Annotated in this window: 17 protein-coding genes, 3 tRNA genes and 3 rRNA genes; 6 read left to right on the plus strand and 17 right to left on the minus strand. The window is 46.6% G+C overall.

Annotated features, from left to right (window positions below; translation table 11 throughout):
- Genes ZMTM_RS10215 through birA form a run of 4 tightly spaced genes read right to left on the minus strand, consistent with a single transcriptional unit; the run spans window position 1 to window position 2796 of the window.
- Window positions 1-333, minus strand: coding sequence for a hypothetical protein (locus ZMTM_RS10215; RefSeq protein WP_221763753.1), 333 nt, complete (start codon window positions 331-333; stop codon window positions 1-3).
- A gap of 8 nt (window positions 334-341) precedes the next feature.
- Window positions 342-1022, minus strand: a complete 681-nt coding sequence (locus tag ZMTM_RS10220) for an SPOR domain-containing protein (RefSeq protein WP_221763754.1) — start codon at window positions 1020-1022, stop codon at window positions 342-344.
- Window positions 1019-1819: a type III pantothenate kinase gene (locus ZMTM_RS10225; protein ID WP_221763755.1), complete on the minus strand. Its 801-nt coding sequence runs from the start codon at window positions 1817-1819 to the stop codon at window positions 1019-1021. Before ZMTM_RS10225 ends, ZMTM_RS10220 begins: the two co-directional genes overlap by 4 nt.
- Entirely contained in the window at window positions 1816-2796 is a 981-nt protein-coding gene (gene birA, locus ZMTM_RS10230; protein ID WP_221763756.1) for a bifunctional biotin--[acetyl-CoA-carboxylase] ligase/biotin operon repressor BirA, read from the minus strand. Before birA ends, ZMTM_RS10225 begins: the two co-directional genes overlap by 4 nt.
- A gap of 127 nt (window positions 2797-2923) precedes the next feature.
- On the opposite strand from birA, the gene ZMTM_RS10235 reads away from it, so the two are divergent.
- Genes ZMTM_RS10235 through ZMTM_RS10245 form a run of 3 tightly spaced genes read left to right on the plus strand, consistent with a single transcriptional unit; the run spans window position 2924 to window position 6052 of the window.
- A complete protein-coding gene (locus tag ZMTM_RS10235; protein ID WP_221763757.1) occupies window positions 2924-4690 on the plus strand; it encodes a glutamine--tRNA ligase/YqeY domain fusion protein in 1767 nt (588 codons plus the stop codon).
- A gap of 52 nt (window positions 4691-4742) precedes the next feature.
- On the plus strand, window positions 4743-5441 hold the full coding sequence (locus ZMTM_RS10240; protein WP_221763758.1) for a hypothetical protein: 699 nt from the start codon (window positions 4743-4745) through the stop codon (window positions 5439-5441).
- Between the two features lie 29 nt (window positions 5442-5470).
- Window positions 5471-6052 carry a flavin reductase family protein gene (locus tag ZMTM_RS10245; protein ID WP_221763759.1) on the plus strand — a complete coding sequence of 194 codons (582 nt, stop codon included), beginning with the start codon at window positions 5471-5473 and terminating at the stop codon, window positions 6050-6052.
- A 33-nt stretch (window positions 6053-6085) separates the two neighbouring features.
- Here ZMTM_RS10245 and ZMTM_RS10250 read toward each other — a convergent pair whose 3' ends face one another.
- A complete protein-coding gene (locus ZMTM_RS10250; protein WP_221763760.1) occupies window positions 6086-8275 on the minus strand; it encodes a type IV pilus assembly protein FimV in 2190 nt (729 codons plus the stop codon).
- A 416-nt stretch (window positions 8276-8691) separates the two neighbouring features.
- Between ZMTM_RS10250 and corA the strand changes: the two genes are divergently transcribed.
- Window positions 8692-9759 carry a magnesium/cobalt transporter CorA gene (corA, locus tag ZMTM_RS10255; protein WP_221763761.1) on the plus strand — a complete coding sequence of 356 codons (1068 nt, stop codon included), beginning with the start codon at window positions 8692-8694 and terminating at the stop codon, window positions 9757-9759.
- Window positions 9760-9764: 5 nt separating this feature from the next.
- Here corA and msrA read toward each other — a convergent pair whose 3' ends face one another.
- Window positions 9765-10304, minus strand: coding sequence for a peptide-methionine (S)-S-oxide reductase MsrA (msrA, locus tag ZMTM_RS10260; RefSeq protein WP_221763762.1), 540 nt, complete (start codon window positions 10302-10304; stop codon window positions 9765-9767).
- Between the two features lie 117 nt (window positions 10305-10421).
- Between msrA and ZMTM_RS10265 the strand changes: the two genes are divergently transcribed.
- Both ZMTM_RS10265 and ZMTM_RS10270 read left to right on the plus strand, forming a co-directional pair.
- Window positions 10422-11687, plus strand: coding sequence for a DNA polymerase Y family protein (locus ZMTM_RS10265; protein WP_221763763.1), 1266 nt, complete (start codon window positions 10422-10424; stop codon window positions 11685-11687).
- A complete protein-coding gene (locus ZMTM_RS10270; RefSeq protein WP_221763764.1) occupies window positions 11684-12472 on the plus strand; it encodes a ParA family protein in 789 nt (262 codons plus the stop codon). Before ZMTM_RS10265 ends, ZMTM_RS10270 begins: the two co-directional genes overlap by 4 nt.
- Here ZMTM_RS10270 and ZMTM_RS10275 read toward each other — a convergent pair.
- The 11 genes from ZMTM_RS10275 to msbA all read right to left on the minus strand — a co-directional run bounded on the left by ZMTM_RS10275 (window position 12433) and on the right by msbA (window position 22699).
- Window positions 12433-12645, minus strand: a complete 213-nt coding sequence (locus ZMTM_RS10275) for a hypothetical protein (protein ID WP_221763765.1) — start codon at window positions 12643-12645, stop codon at window positions 12433-12435. The two genes, ZMTM_RS10270 and ZMTM_RS10275, sit on opposite strands and share 40 nt — an antisense overlap.
- 190 nt (window positions 12646-12835) lie before the next feature.
- A 5S ribosomal RNA gene (gene rrf / locus ZMTM_RS10280) occupies window positions 12836-12949 on the minus strand.
- Between the two features lie 261 nt (window positions 12950-13210).
- Window positions 13211-16101: ribosomal RNA gene (locus ZMTM_RS10285) — 23S ribosomal RNA — on the minus strand.
- Window positions 16102-16491: 390 nt separating this feature from the next.
- Window positions 16492-16567, minus strand: a tRNA-Ala gene (locus ZMTM_RS10290).
- A gap of 26 nt (window positions 16568-16593) precedes the next feature.
- A tRNA-Ile gene (locus ZMTM_RS10295) sits at window positions 16594-16670 on the minus strand.
- Window positions 16671-16763: 93 nt separating this feature from the next.
- Window positions 16764-18303: ribosomal RNA gene (locus tag ZMTM_RS10300) — 16S ribosomal RNA — on the minus strand.
- The 16S, 23S and 5S rRNA genes sit together here with 3 tRNA genes alongside, the layout of an rRNA operon.
- A gap of 332 nt (window positions 18304-18635) precedes the next feature.
- A tRNA-Met gene (locus ZMTM_RS10305) sits at window positions 18636-18712 on the minus strand.
- A 236-nt stretch (window positions 18713-18948) separates the two neighbouring features.
- A complete protein-coding gene (gene kdsB, locus ZMTM_RS10310; protein ID WP_221763766.1) occupies window positions 18949-19710 on the minus strand; it encodes a 3-deoxy-manno-octulosonate cytidylyltransferase in 762 nt (253 codons plus the stop codon).
- Window positions 19711-19712: 2 nt separating this feature from the next.
- Window positions 19713-19892 carry a Trm112 family protein gene (locus ZMTM_RS10315; RefSeq protein WP_221763767.1) on the minus strand — a complete coding sequence of 60 codons (180 nt, stop codon included), beginning with the start codon at window positions 19890-19892 and terminating at the stop codon, window positions 19713-19715.
- 17 nt (window positions 19893-19909) lie between these two features.
- On the minus strand, window positions 19910-20941 hold the full coding sequence (gene lpxK, locus ZMTM_RS10320) for a tetraacyldisaccharide 4'-kinase (protein ID WP_221763768.1): 1032 nt from the start codon (window positions 20939-20941) through the stop codon (window positions 19910-19912).
- Window positions 20942-20944: 3 nt separating this feature from the next.
- On the minus strand, window positions 20945-22699 hold the full coding sequence (msbA, locus tag ZMTM_RS10325) for a lipid A export permease/ATP-binding protein MsbA (RefSeq protein ID WP_221763769.1): 1755 nt from the start codon (window positions 22697-22699) through the stop codon (window positions 20945-20947).
- Window positions 22700-22753: the final 54 nt, after the last annotated feature.

A 22753-nucleotide genomic window follows, 5' to 3' on the forward strand; every position in this document is an offset into this window, starting at 1 on the left:
CTAAGTTGCTGGGGTTTCTGTTTTTACAGGAGCTGCTTTGACCACTTTAGGTTTGGCAACTTTTTTAGCAGCTGGTTTCGGCTTTGTAGCAGCAGCGACTTTAGGTTTAGCGGGTGCTTTGGTAGCAGGCGCTTTTGTTGTTGCGGCTTTTGCTGGTGCTTTAGGTTTAGCTGCAGCCTTTTTGGCTGGCGCTACCTTCGCGACTTTTGGTGCAGGAGTTTCAACAGCAGGTTTTGCCTCAGCGCCCTCTAATACTTTAGTAATCACGCGTTTGCCAACAATCACGGCGGCGGCTAGTGCTACTTTTTTTAATACTGTCTTAAAAATTCCCATGCTAACTCCTATTGGCAAGATACCGGTTTAAGTTCACTACCTGCAAAATCTGGCTTGAGTTTATTAATCTCCGACGCCATCTCTGGCGACACATGATTGATTAACAAACTGGCCTGACTTTTTTCGTTGTTACGCACGCCTTTGACTGCTGACCTGACACCACGCGCTTTTAAATCTTCTAACAGTTTAGCTGCTAATTGCTCATCCTTAAAGACACCCAGTGAAATGGCATTACGCCATTGCGGCTCTTTTACGATAAAACTCTCTTGCACGCCCAAACCAGTCAACTCTTCCAGCTTGGCCTGCGCGGCCTCTGGCGACTTCAGCGGTGGCACATAAATCCAGTATCGCACAGATTCAATTGAGGTCACTTGCTTCATAGTAGCTTCTAGTGAAAACTTGGTCAAAACATTGCGCGCTCTTGGCAGGTTGGCTGGCGAGAAACTGCCCCATTCATAACAGCTATAGACCACTGGGGGCGCTTCTGTAATTGGCATTGATGGTTTGATTTCGACACCCATATCACCCTGCTTAGGCATGTCATCCATCTCTTTCTGCGTCAGCAGAATGATTTTTTCGGGATGTAAATCAGTGCCCTGACTGTGCACAACCGCTGGTGTTTGGCTCAAATTGAAATAAGCCAACATGAGTACATTGAGTAATAACAGTATCCATAACAACCACTTCATACAGGTAAACCCTCAGCAAAAGAGCGCTCTAAAAAATACAAACCTTTTAATACCAAATGCTCGGCAAGTACCAGCTGCTTTGCGTCGATGAGCAATTCTGATTGCAAACATTCAATCAATATTGCTGCATCGCCCCCGCTCACAATGCAGAGTGGCGCGAGTCCAACATGCTGCTCTAACTTGTTATACATAGACTTTACAGCCCCTGCCATTGCACTAAGCGCACCCGAGTAGATTGCACTATGGGTATTCAGGGGAAACCTTTGTAAATCGCCAGATTGCACATCTAATGTCGATAAATCTGCCGCCTTTTCAAGCAGGCTTTGTTGCATTAAATGCAGGCCGGGTAAAATTAAACCGCCCAGGAATACGCCTTGCATCGTTTTATCTATATCGAGTGCGTCCAATGTCAATGCCGTGCCTGCGTTAATCACCAATGCTGGTAATACATAGTCATGTCTCACTGCAATCATCGCCAGCCAGCGGTCACTCCCAAGCTTTTCTGGCGACTCATAACGATTAAGCAAATTAGCTGCTTGTTTGGTCGGCACTACCCAACACTGACTGATACTAAGTTGCGCGAGCTTAGCCTTGATTACGGTAGCAAGCCTTGTGCCTGCGACATTAGATATGACTGCCTGTTTGCACGCCTGCCATTCGTGCGGAATACATGCCATCAGGTTCTCATATTGCATCAGCTCACTATTGAGCCAAACGCCGTTTGACTGCATAGCGCCTTGAGCATCAAACACACCCCATTTAGTGCGCGTATTTCCTGCGTCGATAGCTAATATCATATGAGCCCTCGCAGGCTGATCTCACCTGCAGAAAAGCGCTGCTCACCGCTATCAGTATTCACTAGCAAAATGCCATCTGGCGCTACACCATTTACTACACCATGCAACTCGCTACCATTTGGTAAAAGCAAGCGCACAGGCTTATTCTGGTAGGCATGATATTGCGTCCACTCGGCACGCAGATTGGCAAAACCATGGTGTTCAAAATCATGCAAAACGTGACTCAAAGATTGCAATAGCAACGCCAGTAATTCATTTGGATTCACATCTTGTTGCGTAGCGCTTTCCAGATCAATGACTGGCTGATCTATGCAGTTGCGTAGCTCCTGTGGCATACGCAGATTGATGCCAATGCCAATCACTGCGGCGCTCGGGCCATCCATATCGCCCTGCAACTCAATCAAAATGCCTGCCAGTTTCTGGTGGCCGATCAATACATCATTCGGCCATTTCAATTGAGCAGACGCTATACCCAAACCATGTAATGTGCGGATCAACGCCACACCAACAGCCAAGCTCAGACCAGATAAAGCAGCAGCGCCAGACTGAAATCGCCATAACAAAGAGAAAGTCAGGCTGTTGCCAACCCCTGATTGCCAGAGTCGCCCACGCCGACCACGGCCGCGCGTTTGCAACAAAGCAGCAATGCAGGTGGCGCCTGCTATATTTTGCGCAGCTTTTTCCATGAGGTAGGTATTGGTCGATTCCAACTGGTCGTGAATCTCAATATTAAAAGCGCTTTGCTGCTCGCCCAGCGCAGTGATGACACTTGCCCTATCCAGCAAGTGCACTGGTGCTGGCAAACGATAGCCTCGGCCGCGTACAGAGAAGATCGAGACACCCAAAGTCTCAGCTTCTTGCAGCGCATTCCATATGGTTGAGCGCGTTACCTTAAAATGCTTAGCCAACGCCTGACCTGAATGAAAACGGCCATCGGATAATCGACGCAAAATGGGGAATGTGAGGCTGTGTGTCATCTATGCAATGCTTAAAAATTACTTTTATTCGCTAATGTTTTTCAAACCAGATATTAGCACAGCAGCAAGCGCCCACTCATGGGGCTGCACGGTGTAAAATGATGTAACTTCATTTATGCATATTGATATGTCAGCCGATAAAACCCCGATTCCTCCAGCCTCAAATTTCATTCGCAATATTGTTGAACGTGACCTTGAACATGGCACCTATGCTAATCGTCCGTGGGCAGGTGCGCCAGGGGATGCAGCACAACAGACAACGGGCACGACAGACCCGGCGAAAATACGCACGCGCTTTCCCCCTGAGCCTAATGGTTATCTCCACATCGGCCACGCCAAATCCATCTGCTTGAATTTCGGCTTGGCGCGTGATTATAACGGCGTGTGCCACATGCGGTTTGATGACACCAACCCAGAAAAAGAAGAACAGGAATACGTTGATAGCATCACTGATGCCGTACGATGGCTGGGCTTTGGCTGGAATGCCTTTGGCAGTTCACACCTGTATTACGCCAGCAATTATTTTGACTTCATGTACCGCGCGGCTGAATACCTGATTGAATCTGGCAACGCTTATATTGACCAACAAACCGCCGATGAAATGCGCGCCAATCGCGGCACGCTCACCGAGCCAGGTAAAGATTCGCCTTGGCGCAACCGCCCTGCTACGGAGTCGCTACAATTATTCCGCGAAATGCGCGATGGCAAACACGCAGATGGCAGCATGATTCTACGTGCCAAGATCGACATGACTTCGCCCAACATCAATATGCGCGACCCTGCCATCTACCGCATTAAACGGGCTACGCACCACAACACTGGCGACAAATGGTGCATCTACCCGATGTACACCTTTGCCCACCCAGTAGAAGATGCACTGGAGCGCATCACCCACTCCATCTGCACGCTGGAGTTTGAAGACCAACGCCCATTCTATGACTGGCTGCTTGAAAACCTGCGCGATGGCGGCCTGATTGCTGACCCACTGCCTAAACAATACGAATTCGCCCGCCTCAACCTCACTTACGTTGTGCTATCAAAGCGCAAGCTGATTGACCTAGTAGAAGGCCATTACGTCTCGGGCTGGGATGACCCACGCCTGCCTACGTTGGCTGGCGCACGCCGCCGTGGCTACACACCGGAAGGCTTCAGGCTGTTTGCAGACCGCATTGGCGTGAGTAAAGCAGATTCATGGATTGAATACACCATCCTCGAAGACTGCATGCGCGAAACACTGAATGAAAGTGCCGAACGTCGCATTGCTGTGCTCGATCCGATCAAACTGGTAATTGATAACTACCCTGAAGGTCAATCAGAAGATTGCTTCGCTCCCAACCATCCACTCAAACCAGAGCTGGGCAAGCGCACTGTACAACTCTCCAAAGAACTCTGGATAGAGCGCGAAGACTTCATGGAAGAGCCCACTAAAGGCTATTTCAGGCTAGTCCCCGATGGCTTGGTGCGCCTGCGCTACGGCTATGTAGTCAAATGCACGGGCTTTGAAAAAGACGCCGCAGGCAATGTCACCACAGTACATTGCGAATACCTGCCAGACACCAAATCTGGTACACCAGGTGCCGATGCAATCAAGGTTAAAGGCAATATTCACTGGGTTTCAGCCGCCCATGCCTATGCTACTGAAGTACGCCTGTATGACCGCCTGTTCAAAGAAGCACACCCCGGCGCCGGCGATAGGAACTATCTTGACGACATCAACCCTAACTCCATCAACACCATCACCGCACAACTAGAGTTGGCGCTGAAAGATGCAAAACCAGAAGATCGTTTCCAGTTTGAGCGTCATGGGTATTTTGTAGCGGATCAGAAAGACAGCGTTGCGGGAAAGCCTGTGTTTAATCGTACCGTGACTTTGCGGGATGCTTGGCAGAAATGATCTATCAACCATGTTAATAATTTAGAGCTTTATATCTTCTAAGGCGCTATGTATGGCAATCACTAAATGGTTACATTTAGAAGAACGCAGAGGCGACCAATGGCTATTGCCGATTTATTCAGCAATCAGTAATGCTCAATTTGAAGGAAAATGCAAAGCTATTGATATAGATACAAGAGAAATGGGTGTGTACATTTCCACAAAGCTCAACATAATTACTCATGTAATTATTAGGATGAATGAGGGTGTCAGCAAAATTCATGAAAAAATAAAAGATCATGAAGATTTACATGTATTCACAAAATTACAACAAGGATATGCATTCCCTATAGATGATCCTCTCAAATATCAGTTAATAGCAGATATTGAAACATTCTTGTTCCAGATGAATGCCACTTGGGAGTTGATAAAAAAATTTATTGCAAAAATCTATACTCATGCAGGTTATGCAACATCGAGAAAAAACTCTGCCCCTATAATAAAAGTAGTTCACGAAAATAATAATCAAAATACAGATTGGTTTCCTTTATTGGATAAAAATAGAAATTTTATTGCGCATGAAGGAGCAATCTACTTAGCCGTAGATGTATCAGATCAGGACAATTGGGATTTGTTAATAATTAAGAAAAACTTGATGGACTTTGAACTGAAAGATTTATTCTTCACTCAATCTGATCTAGTCAATATCTACCAAGGATTCTTAATAGCAAAGTCATTAATTCAAACAGATTTAATTGAACTGTATCAATAATTAACCCAGCTAGATAACGAAACTTACCAATGATCAAACATATAGAACTAAGTAAAGCCTATCGCCTGCTTAACCATGGCCCAGTGGTATTACTGTCAGCAGCACATGAGGGTAAGCGCGATATCATGGCCGTAGCGTGGAATATGCCGTTGAATTTTAACCCTGCGCAATTATTGGTCGTGCTGGATAAAACCAGCAGTACACGCAAGCTGGTAGAGGCTTCAGGAACCTTTGCGATTTCGCTGCCTACGCGTTCGCAAGTCGACGTGATCATGAATGTGGGCTCAATCTCGGCTAGTCAGTTGCCGTCACAGGATAAGTTTTCACACTGGAATTTATCAGTCACGCCAGCCACGCATATCAATGCGCCATTGCTTGATGGCTGCGTAGGCTGGCTGGAGTGCAAGGTGATACCCGAGCCGCATAATCAAGAGACTTACGATCTGTTTATTGCTGAAGTCGTGGCGGCCTATGCTGATGAGCGTGTTTTTTCAAACGGGCGCTGGCATTTTGATGACCATGATCAACTGCGTACGGTGCATTACACCGCTGGCGGTGCTTTTTTTGCGACGGGCGAGAGTTTTAATGTAGAAAAGGCTGCGACAAGTTAAGCGCAAGTGATCCAATAGCCAGCTTTTAGCTGGCTATTTTTTTGTGCTGGTTTTGCCAGACTTTTTAACAACGACCAGTTCAGGCTCTGGCAGCGTAAACTCCAGAAGATGGTCTTTAGCTTCAATATGTTGCTCGATCGTTGGCAATTGATCTGTGGGTGCCAGTTGTTGGAACCGCTTGGCTGGCGGCGTATTCATTTCTAATGGTGGGAACTCCAACGTTTCTGCCGTGGCTATGGATGCCTCAGAAAATGGGTCTGTATCTTCGTCAGCACTGATATCAGGCTGTACTACTACATTGCTAGCTGGCAATGCTGGCTCGGCATCTGGCGCGTCTGAATGCATGTGTTCAATATCGTAAAGTGGATTTTCTGAATCAAGTTGTGAGCCAAGAATAGCTACCTTGCCCCAAATCACTACATCTTCTTCAGCGCCGCGCTCAGCGGCCTCTTTAACCGCTTTTGCGTAGCGCTCAAACGAGGCAAGATCGTGTCGGCCAGCATAGATCACCAATAATCGATATGAGAGCTCATGGCGCTCTGGCGTGCTTTCCAAAGCATGGGTCAATATGCTTTCGGCTTGCTCGTCACGGCCGTAAGAAATATAGATTTCTGCCTCGACTAATGGGTCGATCTCATCAATATCAATGATGGTTTGATCATGCGGATGCACAGCTTGTGGGAGCGACTCATGCTGAGTATTGACGGCATCTTCATCAGTAGAAGTGACTTCTTGGCCGAATATCGTATCTGCATTTTCTAGCGTGGATTTTGAGGCTTGAATACTGCCAAATACACCCTCTTGTAAGCGCCGCATTTTAGCTTGGCGGCGCTTATTCAATAAAAACACCAACAGAAAGATGCTCACTGGAATCAACATGCCGATGAATATCCACTGCAAATTGCTGAACAAATTTTGGGTAAACGATGGTGGTGTGATGACGGGTGCAATAGCTGGCACTGGAACTTGTGGCGTCGCGACAGATAGCGCAGGCGGAGGTGTTAAGGGGTCTGCTGGTGGAGGCACTTCACTAATAGCAGACTCTACAGGAACCGCCGCAACTGGAGGCTGTGCAACCGAGATGGCGCTTTGTGCATTTGGGGCGGACTGGTTGATACGCGCCTGATTGTTATCCTGCTCATCGCTTTTTGGGTTTGCATCACCTGGCGATATTTTGAGCACATAACCAGCATTAGCATCTGCTGGTTTAGTTGAAATATTTGAGGTATTTTTTGCTGTTGGCTTCACTTCATTACTATGCGCATCAGTATCCGCACGGGTTAACTGTGTGCCCGAAATATCGGGAATACGCAGCACTTGCCCCGCTTTAAGCTGGTTAATATCACCATCTAGGAACGCATCAGGATTCGCTTTATATAAAGCGGCCATGACGTGTTTAAGGCTGATACCTGCAGGCTGGTATTGCTGAGCGACTTTACCGAAAATATCGCCTTTTTGTGTCAGGTAAGTCTGGGCATCACCCGACGCGACTACTACTGACTTGGTTTCTACTGGCTCTGGCTGAATGGGCTGCACATGGCGCTTGGCTTTTACTGGTTTTTCTGCGAGCTGCTCTGTAACTTGCGAGCCTTCTGTAGCCTTATTTGAACCGCTAGTATCTGAACCACCAGACTCCTCACGGGCAGCTCTTTTTCTGGCTTTAGCTGATGCTGCTGGCTGGGCAGCAGATGGGGCTATAACATTCGACGCACCAGATGGATTAATCATCTCGTAAGTACGCGATGCAACAGCTGGTTGATTGGTGCTGGTTGGTAATGGATTACCATCGTCACCTAGCTTGCTGTTAGGCGGATCAAGCAACATGGTGTATTGCCTGACCAAGTGCAAAGTTTCAGAGTTAACACTGATTAAGAGCTCAAGAAATGGCTCATTGATTGGGCGTGTGCTGGTTAAATGCAGAATCCTCACACCATCTGCACGCTGTACTGCGTTGATTTTAATACCTGTGGGAACAACACTGTCTTGCAATCCGGCCGCTACATATTCATCATTATTAGCGATGCGTGCTGTTAACGAAGGTAGCTCATCTGCACTTGTCTCGACTAGTTCGATGTCGGCATCCAGCGTTTCACCCAGATAAGACTTCACTTTTAACTTACCTAAGCCTGCAGCATCTGTGATGGCAGGAATGAGCAAACACATAAACAATACGATATGTAGTTGTTTACCCAACTTTTTGGCAAAAATGTAGAGCGAGATCATGAGTCGATTAGTTCTTGTTTATAGATCTTTTGTTGTTTTAATAGGCACTCATTCAATACTGACAAGTGGTTAACTATTTAGTTTAAGTCATCAGTATTACTAATATTCTAAGGCTTATTACGATATTGCTGTAAGGAATATGTGCTGAAGCCCTGTAATAGCAGCATAGAACATGCCAGAAGGCACGGTTGAACAAACTTGCTATTGTTAGGTCAAGCTTTCTATAAACTGGCACGAATTACTATCAAACTACGATAATTTTGATAAATTTTGTAGTAAATGAATGGCTTTCCTGAGAAAACGTCAATATATCGAATAATCCATGCTGGGAAATCGACAATCATGTTGAAAAGCACGCCAGCAGAAACGCGCTATTATTCAAATATAGACACAACCCTTATAGACGATGACTAAAGATGAAAAAAAGTAAAAAACATAAAATCGGCATGGCTCCAGGCTCACTCGTTTACATGGGCGATATCACTACGGAAAAACCGACATTGAGCCTGATTGATTACTGCGAAGACCATCTGCACGAAAAAATGATAGAAATTGCTGACCTCGCCGACATCAAACCAGATGAAAAAAATAAAATCTGGCTGAATTTATCAGGCATTCAGGATCCCAACTTTATTAGTGAAATAGGCAAACAGTTCAATCTGCACCCTTTGGTACTTGAAGACATTTTAAATACTGACCAGCGACCAAAAGTAGAGAGTTATGGTGATTACTTATACATCGTGCTGCGCAATTTTGAGTTTAAACGCTCTGGCAATTTGTCTTCCAGGCAAGTGAGCTTGATATTGGGCAAACATTTTGTGCTGACATTTCAAGAGCAAGTGACAGAGTGCTTTGAACCTGTATGTGAGCGTCTGCGCAATGGCCGAATCCATATTCGGCAGGCAGGAACGGATTATCTGGCCTATGCGCTGATTGACGTGATCGTGGATCAGTATTTCAGTATCATTGAAGATATTGGCATCCATTGCGAAACGCTTGAAGAGAAGCTACTACGCAAACCATCCCCTACTCTGCTACAAAAAATACAGGTACTGAAGCGTGAAAGCATGGAGCTGAGGCGTGGCGTGTGGCCTACACGTGAAGTCATCAACAATCTGATTCGTAATGATGAAGGCTTTTTTGAGGCCAGCACCGTACTTTATCTGCGCGACATATATGACCATGCCGTGCATGTGATTGAATCGCTAGAGGCCGTGCGTGACCTATTGGCGGGCATGCTCGATATCTACCTCTCAACCATTAGCAATCAGTTGAACAAAGAAGTGCGCGCGCTGACGGTAGTGACCATGATGTTCATGCCAGCCACGCTGATTTCAGGCATATTTGGCATGAATTTCGACAAAATGCCATTGCTTAAAGATACCTTTGGTTTTTGGATTGCAATCGGCATCATGGCCTTGATTGCTATTGTTATGGGCTTACATTTTTTCCGTATGCAGTGGCTAAGCCGTCGTGGTATCTAACCAGCTCAGGCAGGCTTAATCTTTTCAGCATATTTTGCACGTATCTTGGCCACCTTGGGCGCCGCCACTGCCAGGCAATAGGGTTGGTTAGGATTCTTGGCAAAATAATACTGGTGATAATCCTCTGCTGGATAAAAAGTCTCCGCACCATTAATTTGCGTGACAATAGGCCTCGGCCATAGATGTTCTGCATCAACGCGAGCAATCACCGTTTTGGTGATTTCGCGTTGCTCTTCATCCTGACAAAAAACGGCTGAGCGATATTGTGTGCCAATATCGTTCCCTTGCCGATTAGGGGTTGTTGGGTCATGTGCCAGGAAAAATATCTCGAGTAATTCTTCAAATGATATTTTTTCATCATCAAACGTAATCTTGATGCCCTCCGCATGGCCGGTATCACCATTACATATCTCTTTGTAAGTAGGGTTTAAAGTATGGCCGCCGATATAGCCAGAGGCTACACTCTTAACGCCTATTAATTGTGTAAATACAGGCTCGGTACACCAGAAACAACCGCCTGCAAATATTGCGACTTTTTCACTCATTTCATTACTCTCCAATCATGTGCATACAGGTATGATATTAGTCAGACCGATTAGTGCAATCCTTACGCTTTTAATTTTTATTATTCGTCATTCACTATTATTTGAATCCATATATACATGCAGCTAGGCGCTTTATACGTTGATTTTAATTCTTACTTTGCTTCGGTAGAGCAGCAGGAAGTACCACAGTTACGTGGCAAACCAGTTGGGGTTTTACCAGTGATGGCTGAAACCACTTGCTGTATCGCAGCGAGTTATGAAGCCAAAAAGTATGGCGTAAAAACAGGCACTAAAGTGCATGAAGCCCGCAAACTTTGCCCCGAGATGATATTTGTGCAAGCTCGGCCGGAGCTATATGTAAGGTATCACCATAAGCTGATTGATATCGTTGAATCGTGCACACATGTTGAAAAAGTTTTATCCATTGATGAAATGGTGTGCAAACTTACAGGCAGCCAGCAGATATATGAGAATGCCCTAGCGTTAGCGCAGAAAATAAAATCTGCATTGCGACAGCAAGCAGGGGAATATATTCGTAGCTCCATCGGCATTGCGCCCAATACATTCTTGGCCAAACTAGCCTCTAATATGCAAAAGCCTGATGGATGTGTCGTTTTACAAGCGCATGATCTGCCAGAGAAGCTTTACCAGCTACCGATACGTGCTTTAAGCGGTATAGGCAGCAAGATGGAGCAAAGACTACAGGATTTTAAGATTGATTCCATGCAGGCATTATATTCAGCGAATCGCCAACAACTACGCGCAGCCTGGGGCAGTATTGAGGGTGAGGTGATGTATGAAAAGTTGCGTGGATTCGAACCAACTGAACGTAAAAATCCTAGGCGTAGCTTAGGGCACTCTCATGTATTGCCTCCTGACTTGCGCAACCCAGAAGCATCAATTGCCGTACTCCACCGCTTATTACAAAAGGCATGCATGCGCCTCAGAAGTTATCAGCTGCAAGCAACCACTGTTCAAGTGCATATTAGATTTATCAATCGTGAAAGCTGGGCTAACGAAAGTGCGATTGCACCTACAGACGACACATTAATACTCACACAGGCGCTAGAACAGATATGGAAGACCTACCCTGCCAATAGATTTATCCCACTTAAAATCGGTGTTGTACTTAGCGGATTGGTAGAAGAAGGCGTTCGTGCGCTAGATTTGTTTTCACCACAATTTCACGCTCCGCAATTGCCTGCAAAATCAAAATCGTCACTAAATAAAGCATTAGACAAGCTCAATATGCGCTACGGCAAAAATACGGTATATTTTGGTGGTGCCCACAATGCTATTGGTGATGCTCCTATGCGTATTGCTTTCAATCATATCCCTGACCTTGCCATTGAAGATGATGGTGTAGGGACACGTAAACAATGACAAGAATCGCCGTATTCAATCAAAAAGGCGGGGTAGGCAAAACTTCTACTGTACTTAATTTAGCAGCGGCTCTGAACATCAGTGACAGCCCTCCCTTAGTCATTGACATGGATCCTCAAGCGCATCTCACCAATATGCATGCGCAAGCACCACAGAGCCCAAATCAAAGCCTGTTCTCGTTCTATCAAGATAATAAACCCCTGTACCAGCTTGAAATAGACTGGAGTCATTTGGGTCGACTGATCCCATCTCACCGTGAACTCATCAAGGTGGACTCTATATTTGGCAAGGGCCCAGCGGTTCTGAATAAGCTTAAACTAGGTCTTGAAGCATCTGATAAGCAATGGTCACCACGTATTACCTTGATTGATTGTTGCCCTTACCTTGGCGTGCTTTCACTTAGTGCTATCTTTGCTGCAGACCTGCTGATCATCCCTATCGCTTCAGACTTCCTGTCACTACAAGGCGCGCAAAAAGTTGAGCAAACATTGAAAGCTTTAGAGCCTGTCCTAAAGAAACGGGTAAACAGGCGATATTTGATGACTTGCTACGATAGAAGACGAAAAATGACATTTGATGTGCATGAACAAGCCAAAGTCAGCTTTGGTAATGACGTGTGTGAAACTGTGATTTCAGAAAATGTGGCTGTTGCAGAGAGCCCGCAATACAAGCTAGATGTGTTTCGTTACAGCGCCTATAGCACTGGCGCGCAAGACTACAAGGATTTACTGAATGAACTCATCAATCAAGAATTGTTGGATATCAGACTAAGTATATCTTCGTAGCTTGAAGTCGAATTGCGCTCTGGGCTTACGACGCGGGTCTCAAGAATTTCACAATGCCGATACATCTGCTGCAACTTACGTTGCGCATCTTCTTCATCACGGCCATAAATCTGCAAGTTATCTACAATCGCACCGTTACGGCTACGAATCTGATAAATGTATTTTGTAATCAAAGGAGCATGCATAAATATGATTCTCTATAAGACCTTACAATCAATATAGAATAAATAGTTTACAAATACAAGCTATCTCATTGTATTTAATAATCTCATCATATAAGTGTCAATTTTGAGAACTTACATCTCTAAGTCCCGAAAATGAAAAAACCCTATCAGATCACTGATAGGGTTTTTTGTATAAGAAGCCTGGCGTTGACCTACTTTCGCATGCGAAGAGCATACTATCATTGGCGCAGAATCGTTTCACGGCCCTGTTCGAGATGGGAAGGGGTGGTTCCAATTCGCTATGGACGCCAGACATAACCGGTAAGTGCCTGAGTGTTCACGAGAGTTATCCCGCTTAGGCCTCAAGCCCAATTAAGCTGTCGCTTTGACTGAACAATTTGTTCAATCTAGCGTGAAGCTGTATCACCATCACTGGTTGCGCATTAAAACGCGGATACAACTGTCTGTAACAAACAGAAGAAGTAAAGTTTTTGTATTGCAATTGATTGCGTTGCTTTAGAACAACAACCTTAACTTTGCGATTCATTTACATGAACTCAAGTCTTAAGGTTATAGGATCAAGCCTCACGAGCAATTAGTATCAGTTAGCTTAACGCATTACTGCGCTTCCACACCTGACCTATCAACGTCCTGGTCTCGAACGACTCTTTAGCGAGCTTAAAGCTCGGGGAAGTCTCATCTTGAGGCGAGTTTCACGCTTAGATGCTTTCAGCGTTTATCTCTTCCGGATTTAGCTACCCGGCTATGCCATTGGCATGACAACCGGTCCACCAGAGATCCGTCCACTCCGGTCCTCTCGTACTAGGAGCAGCCCCCCTCAAACTTCCAACGCCCACGGCAGATAGGGACCAAACTGTCTCACGACGTTTTAAACCCAGCTCACGTACCACTTTAAATGGCGAACAGCCATACCCTTGGGACCGGCTACAGCCCCAGGATGTGATGAGCCGACATCGAGGTGCCAAACTCCCCCGTCGATATGAACTCTTGGGAGGAATCAGCCTGTTATCCCCAGAGTACCTTTTATCCGTTGAGCGATGGCCCTTCCATACAGAACCACCGGATCACTATGACCTGCTTTCGCACCTGCTCGACCTGTCCGTCTCGCAGTCAAGCAACCTTATGCCATTGCACTATCAGTACGATTTCCGACCGTACCTAGGTTACCTTCGCACTCCTCCGTTACTCTTTGGGAGGAGACCGCCCCAGTCAAACTGCCCACCATACACGGTCCCCGATCCAGATAATGGACCTAGGTTAGAACCTCAACAACATCAGGGTGGTATTTCAAGGTTGACTCCACGATATCTAGCGACACCGCTTCAAAGTCTCCCACCTATCCTACACAAATCTTGTCAAAGTCCAATGTAAAGCTACAGTAAAGGTTCATGGGGTCTTTCCGTCTAGCCGCGGGTAGATTGCATCTTCACAAACATTTCAACTTCGCTGAGTCCCGAGAGGAGACAGTGTGGCCATCGTTACGCCATTCGTGCGGGTCGGAACTTACCCGACAAGGAATTTCGCTACCTTAGGACCGTTATAGTTACGGCCGCCGTTTACCGGGGCTTCAATCAAGAGCTTGCACCCCATCATTTAACCTTCCGGCACCGGGCAGGCGTCACACCGTATACGTCCACTTTCGTGTTTGCACAGTGCTGTGTTTTTATTAAACAGTCGCAGCCACCTTTTCACTGCAACCCCATCGAGCTTCGAGAGCAAGTCTCTACACTCTACCGGGGCGCACCTTCTCCCGAAGTTACGGTGCTAATTTGCCGAGTTCCTTCTCCCGGGTTCTCTCAAGCGCCTTAGAATTCTCATCCTGCCCACCTGTGTCGGTTTGCGGTACGGTTTTTATGTAACTGAAGCTTAGTGGCTTTTCTTGGAAGCTTGGTATCAATCACTTCGTGCACAAGTGCACTCGTTATCACGCCTCAGAATTGACCCTCCGGATTTGCCTAAAGGATCTCCCTACACGCTTGAACCACCTATTCCAACAGATGGCTGACCTAACCTTCTCCGTCCCCACATCGCATTACATAAAAGTACAGGAATATTAACCTGTTTCCCATCAGCTACGCATTTCTGCCTCACCTTAGGGGCCGACTCACCCTGCGCCGATGAACGTTGCGCAGGAAACCTTGGGCTTTCGGCGAGGGTGCTTTTCACACCCTTTATCGCTACTCATGTCAGCATTCGCACTTCTGATACCTCCAGCATTCCTCACAGAACACCTTCGCAGGCCTACAGAACGCTCTCCTACCATGCATACATTCCGAAGAATGCAGCATCCGAAGCTTCGGTTACGTGCTTAGCCCCGTTACATCTTCCGCGCAGGACGACTCGACCAGTGAGCTATTACGCTTTCTTTAAAGGATGGCTGCTTCTAAGCCAACCTCCTGGCTGTCTGTGCCTTCCCACTTCGTTTTCCACTTAGCACGTCATTTGGGACCTTAGCTGTCGGTCTGGGTTGTTTCCCTCTTGACCACGGACGTTAGCACCCATGGTCTGTCTCCCGTAATTGAACTTCTCGGTATTCGGAGTTTGCAATGAGTTGGTAAGTTCTTATGAACCCCCTAGTCATAACAGTGCTCTACCCCCAAGAGTTATATACGAGGCACTACCTAAATAGTTTTCGGAGAGAACCAGCTATTTCCAAGTTTGTTTAGCCTTTCACCCCTATCCACAGCTCATCCCCTAATTTTTCAACATTAGTGGGTTCGGACCTCCAGTACCTGTTACGGCACCTTCATCCTGGCCATGGATAGATCACTTGGTTTCGGGTCTACACCCAGCAACTATCGCCCTATTCGGACTCGCTTTCGCTGCGCCTCCCCTATCGGTTAAGCTTGCTACTGAATGTAAGTCGCTGACCCATTATACAAAAGGTACGCAGTCACGGAACAAGTCCGCTCCCACTGTTTGTATGCATACGGTTTCAGGATCTATTTCACTCCCCTCCCGGGGTTCTTTTCGCCTTTCCCTCACGGTACTGGTTCACTATCGGTCGATTACGAGTATTTAGCCTTGGAGGATGGTCCCCCCATGTTCAGACAGGATTTCTCGTGTCCCGCCCTACTTGTCGTTATCCTAGTTCCACAAACGGGTTTTCGTATAAGGGGCTATCACCCTCTATGGCTGGACTTTCCATTCCATTCTACTAACGCGTCTGCTAAAAATAACAGGCTTTTCCGGGTTCGCTCGCCACTACTTCCGGAATCTCGGTTGATTTCTTTTCCTTCAGCTACTTAGATGTTTCAGTTCGCTGAGTTCGCTCTATTTATCCTATGTATTCAGATAAAAGTACCCTTGCGGGTGGGTTCCCCCATTCGGACATTCCCGGATCAAAGCTTGTTTGCCAGCTCCCCGAGACTTTACGCAGGCTACCACGTCCTTCATCGCCTGTAATCGCCAAGGCATCCACCATATGCACTTATTCGCTTGATCCTATAACGTTAAAACCTGAGCCCTTTTACGGGTCCGCTAAACAACGGTGAAGTTGCTAACTCGCCTTACTCAGTTTCGCGGCAGGGAGTAAATCTGCCAGCTATAGGTTTTCTAAAGCATTACTTCCAACAATACCAAGCAGATATTGTTGAACTTGAAATAACCGTCTTATTACCAGCCTAGTTAGAGAACTAGGCCAGAACTTAACGCGTTAAAACATTTCGATTTTGCAATCAATTACTACCCATTTTGAACACACGAATCTCATCACAAGTATTCATGTGCTCACTTTACTTCTTCCATTTTGTTAAAGATCAGACTAACGCCCTAAGACGTTAGTGATCAATGCTCATCACAAGCATTGATCACTAACTACTTACACTAATTGAATGGTGGAGGATGACGGGATCGAACCGACGACCCCCTGCTTGCAAAGCAGGTGCTCTCCCAGCTGAGCTAATCCCCCATTTGAGGCTATCTTCATGAGGAATCTGGTGGGTCTGGTTGGGCTCGAACCAACGACCCCCGCCTTATCAAGACGGTGCTCTAACCAGCTGAGCTACAGACCCTCGAAGTCTTGTCTTTGAGGACCAATCTTTTAGTGTTGCGCTATTTAAACAACCGATAAGTGTGAATGCTTGCAGCCAAGGATTTTTCTCTAGAAAGGAGGTGATCCAGCCGCACCTTCCGATACGGCTACCTTGTTACGACTTCACCCCAGTCATGAATCCCACCGTGGTAATCGTCCTCCTTGCGGTTAGACTAACTACTTCTGGTGAAACCCACTCCCATGGTGTGACGGGCGGTGTGTACAAGGCCCGGGAACGTATTCACCGCGACATGCTGATCCGCGATTACTAGCGATTCCGACTTCATGTAGTCGAGTTGCAGACTACAATCCGGACTACGATCGGCTTTCTGAGATTGGCTCCCCCTCGCGGGTTGGCAACCCTCTGTACCGACCATTGTATTACGTGTGAAGCCCTGGCCATAAGGGCCATGAGGACTTGACGTCATCCCCACCTTCCTCCGGTTTGTCACCGGCAGTCCCATTAAAGTGCCCAACTAAATGATGGCAATTAATGGCAAGGGTTGCGCTCGTTGCGGGACTTAACCCAACATCTCACGACACGAGCTGACGACAGCCATGCAGCACCTGTGTTACCGTTCTCTTTCGAGCACTAAGGAATCTCTCCCAAATTCGGTACATGTCAAGGCCAGGTAAGGTTTTTCGCGTTGCATCGAATTAATCCACATAATCCACCGCTTGTGCGGGCCCCCGTCAATTCCTTTGAGTTTTAATCTTGCGACCGTACTCCCCAGGCGGTCTACTTCACGCGTTAGCTGCGTTACTAAGAGATTTTACTCTCCCAACAACTAGTAGACATCGTTTAGGGCGTGGACTACCAGGGTATCTAATCCTGTTTGCTCCCCACGCTTTCGTGCATGAGCGTCAGTGTTAACCCAGGGGGCTGCCTTCGCCATTGGTATTCCTCCACATCTCTACGCATTTCACTGCTACACGTGGAATTCTACCCCCCTCTGCTACACTCTAGCCTTGTAGTTTCAAACGCAGTTCCTAGGTTGAGCCCAGGGATTTCACATCTGACTTACAAAACAGCCTGCGCACGCTTTACGCCCAGTAATTCCGATTAACGCTCGCACCCTACGTATTACCGCGGCTGCTGGCACGTAGTTAGCCGGTGCTTCTTATCAAGGTACCGTCATCCTCACCCCGTATTAGGAGATAAGTTTTCTTTCCTTGCGAAAGAGCTTTACAACCCGAAGGCCTTCTTCACTCACGCGGAATGGCTGGATCAGGCTTTCGCCCATTGTCCAAAATTCCCCACTGCTGCCTCCCGTAGGAGTCTGGACCGTGTCTCAGTTCCAGTGTGGCTGGTCGTCCTCTCAGACCAGCTACTGATCGTCGCCTTGGTAGGCTTTTACCCCACCAACTAGCTAATCAGATATCGGCCGCTCTATTAACGCAAGGTCCGAAGATCCCCTGCTTTCCCCCTCAGGGCGTATGCGGTATTAGCTAACCTTTCGGCTAGTTATCCCCCATTAAAAGGTACGTTCCGATATATTACTCACCCGTTCGCCACTCGCCACCAGGAGCAAGCTCCCGTGCTGCCGTTCGACTTGCATGTGTAAAGCATTCCGCCAGCGTTCAATCTGAGCCAGGATCAAACTCTTCAGTTTAAACCTAACTATTACTTAATTTTGACCCTCTTGCGAAGGTCTGTATGTCGCTTTTGCTTAATTCACTCAAATGAATCTTCAGTTCGTCGCTTTGGCTATTGCTAGCCCAAGCTTCTTACAAAGTTCATTCAAGGTGTTAAGACTTGTATCTTGAGTGCCAAGTAACGCAAACTCTCCTGTTAAACCTGCACAGCGCCCTTTAACAAGCACCGCACAAATAACATCAAGCCGTTAAATGACTGCCTCAACTACAAGCACTCACACCTATCGATTGTTCAATTTTTTAAAGAGCGGTTATTACTATTTCAAGCGTGACTTATGTCAGAACAGTTTGGTTGCGGGGACAGGATTTGAACCTGTGACCTTCGGGTTATGAGCCCGACGAGCTGCCAGACTGCTCCACCCCGCGTCCGCTTCGTTATCTAGTTAAATACCTAGCGCCGAGAAGTGAGACTATAGCAAGGAAGCTTGAATATCGTCAAGCCTAATTTGTGAATTTCATTAGGCTAAGGAGTAGATTTTCTTGCGAATTCAGAGCAAAAAACCAAAATAAATTCATTAAAATCAACCCACTTAAATAAGTTAAAAAGTAATGAATAAAAGCATCAAATTATTGCAATTGAACAAGGGCAAAACTTAATGTCTTTAATTTATCCCGGCAAAGTGCTGACGTACTTGTATCAAGTCATGCTCAGTATCAACACCCGTGGCTGGCGCATTATCTGTAATTGCAACGCTGATTTTGTAGCCATGCCATAAGGCACGTAGTTGCTCAAGAGACTCTAGCTGCTCGATATTGGCAGGCTGAAGGGTTGCGTATGTGTTGAGGAATGAAGTGCGGTAGGCATAAATGCCAATGTGTCGATAATGCTTTGCATCTACAGGTAAAGGTTGATTCCCTGCAAAAGCATCGCGTGGATATGGAATCGGCGCGCGGCTAAAGTAAAGTGCATAACCTGCTTGATCCATCACCACCTTCACCACATTAGGGTTAAGCAACACCACATGGTCATGCAGTGGATGACTTGCCGTTGCAATAGAAGCATGAGGATGTTCTTCAAGGTTGGCAGCGACTTCCCTTATCAGATCAGGATCGATTAAGGGCTCATCACCTTGCACATTCACTACAATTGCCTCATCTGGCCAACCAAAAATCTTGGCGACTTCCGCAATACGATCTGTTCCTGATGCGTGATCTTGGCGTGTCATCACAGCAGAAAATCCGCAGGCATGTACTTGATCAGCAATTGCCTGATGATCAGTGGCTACCGTCACCGAGGCTGCCCCGCTAGATAAGGCTTGTTCGAACACGCGTACCACCATCGGCTTACCAGCAATGTCGAGCATTGGCTTGGCTGGCAAACGGCTATTGCCGTAACGTGCGGGAATGACTACATGGAAGTGCAAACCTACACCTCTTCTTCAGCAGCCAATTTTCTGGCTTCGTCTTCCAGCATCACTGGAATACCATCACGTATAGGGTAAGCCAAGCGTGCAGAGCACGAAATCAACTCCTGCGCTTCCTTTTTATAAATCAATGGCCCTTTTGTGACCGGGCAGACCAATATTTGAAGTAATTTTTTATCCATAGATTCTATCCTGCTTGTTATTTACTTAAAGCCTTAAACATGGCTAGTTTACTCATAATCAACGCAGTCAGACGATCTTCCACAATCGCCTCTACTGGCAAAAACCACCAGTTATCTTTTGCAAAGGGTTGACATTTTACAGCGTCTTTTTCCGTCATCAGTATTACTTCAGCGCCTTGAATTTGCAAATCCGCCACCTTAAAAGCGTGATGATCTGAAAATACATGGCGATCAAACCGCAAACCAAGATTCTCAAGTTGCTGAAAAAAGCGTTGTGGATTACCGATGCCAACGACCGCATGTAATTTTTTTCCTGCAAAATCCTTTGCAGTAGCAAACTGTGTATCATCGGCTAAAGATTGAAACTGCTTGCCCTGCAACGACATACCAAAATGATTGGCTGCAGAATCCTGGGTAGGTTGACCACCATTAAAAATCACGGCATCCACTTTTTTCAATCGATCCACCAATTCGCGCAACGGCCCTGCAGGTAACAAATAGCCATTACCAAAACCCCGACTGGCATCAACCACAACCAGCTCAATATCGCGCTTCAACCGATAGTGCTGCAATCCATCATCGCTAATGATCACATTACATTTCGGGTGAACTTGAAGCAGCTTTTGCGCAACCGCAATACGGTCGCCCCCCACCCACACTGGGCATGACGCACGCTTAGCAAGCAGAACAGGTTCGTCGCCTACCAAGCCAGGATTGCTATCTGCATAGACTGGGGAAATTTTGCTGTGGCTGGCCCCATAACCGCGACTGATAATCGCAGGAGAGTATCCTGCATGAATTAGCTGCTCTGACAACCATAGCACCAGCGGTGTTTTACCTGTGCCGCCAATATTGATATTGCCGACAACAACAACAGGCACAGGGAGTTTGTAAGATTTAAAAAGCCCGAGCTTATAAACTACTCTTCGAAAATATGAAAGAAATCCAAATATCCACGAGAGTGGTATTAATAGAACATGCCAGACGCTAAGGCCATACCATCTGCGCTGCAAAGCCTCTTTAAACCATGCGTTGATGGAGGTCGCCATAATTTAATGGAATTGTTTTTGATACAGCTTTGCGTAATGCCCATGCGCCTCAAGTAGCGAAGCATGTGTACCGCTTTCGATGATTTCACCTTGCTCTAGCACCAGTATGCGATCTGCATTCTCAATAGTTGAGAGTCGATGTGCGATAACGATAGTGGTTCGATTGTGCATCAAGGTATCTAGCGCGGCCTGCACATGTTGTTCGGACTCTGTATCAAGCGCTGAAGTGGCTTCATCGAGCAAGAGTATGGGTGCATCTTTCAAAATGGCACGGGCAATCGCCAATCGCTGCCGTTGACCACCAGAGAGGCGTACGCCGCGATCACCGATCTGGCTATATAGCCCATTTGGTAATTGCTGAATGAACTCCCAAGCATGTGCAGCTTTGGCCGCCGCAATCACTTCAGCCTCACTCGCATTACGCAAAAGGCCATAGGCGATATTATTAAATACTGTGTCATTGAAGAGAATGACATCCTGGCTGACCAGCGCAAATTGCTGACGTAGATTTTTGAGAGTTAAAGTACGTACATCAACACCATCAAGCAGCAAATCGCCAGCTTGCTGCTCATAGAAACGTGGCAACAGATTCACCAGGGTGGTCTTGCCGCCGCCGGATCTGCCTACCAATGCAAGCTTTTCGCCTGGTTTAACGCTAAAACTCAATTGATTCAGCGCTGGGCGTTTTGCGTTTTCATATTGCAGCGTCACATGGCGAAACTCGATTTCACCTTTAGCACGGTCGACTGTTTCTTCACCGCCATCAACCTCAGGCACGCTATCCATTAGAGAAAATATACTCTTAGCCGCAGCGAGACCGACTTGCATATCTTCATTCAAGCCCGTCAGGCTTTTAATAGGTGAAATCAACATTAGCAAAGCACCAATAAATGCAGCGAATTCACCCGCAGTAAATTTGCCGACTGCATAATAGACGACAAAGCCCAGAGCCAGCGCGGCTAGAAGTTCTACAACCATACTATTGATGCCCGAGATTCGTGCCAATCGTATTTGCATGTGACGATTTTTACCTACCGCATGACTAAATCGCTGAAACTCATAGTCAGAACCGCCAAATATTTTCACCATGCGCTGGCCTGTCACAGCCTCTTCAGCGACTTGGGTCATCTCCCCCATAGACTCTTGTACCGTGGTACCAGCCTCTCGGAGTTTAGGTGACATTTTCTTGAGATACACCGTCATCAGCGGCGCCATAATGGCGAAAATCAGCGTCAAGCGCCAATCCAGATAAAGCATATAACCGAGCATACCGATAATCGTCAGGCTATCTCGTACTGCGCTGACAGCCGCACTGGTGCTCGCTCTGGCCATTTGCTCGGTATCAAAAGTAAGCTTGGAAGTCACAATCCCAGCTGAATGCGCATCAAAAAAACTCACAGGTAAGCTCATCAACTTGGAAAATGCATCACGACGTAAATTTTCGACAACTCGACGCCCTACCCATCGCATAGCAAAATTGGATAAGAACCCAGCGACCGCGCGAATCGCCAATAGACCGAATAACATAAGCGGCAGGATACTGAGCTTGGCTGAGTCTTGCTTCACAAAGCCTTCATCCGTCACCATTTTGATGGTGGCGAGAAAACCAGTATTAGTAGCCGATAAAATTACGAGTGAAACAACACTCAATGCAAAGACCACCCAATAGCGGGTAGCATATTTGATTAGACGCAGATAAAGCGTCTTTGCGTCTGAGATTGGGGCATTCATTTCAGGTTGGGATGTTTTCTTTGACATACTTTTTAGTGGTTATTAAAACGACAAGAACACATCATTTTGATGTGTTCTTTC

Source organism: Methyloradius palustris (assembly GCF_019703875.1).
In the GTDB taxonomy this organism is placed as follows: domain Bacteria; phylum Pseudomonadota; class Gammaproteobacteria; order Burkholderiales; family Methylophilaceae; genus Methyloradius; species Methyloradius palustris.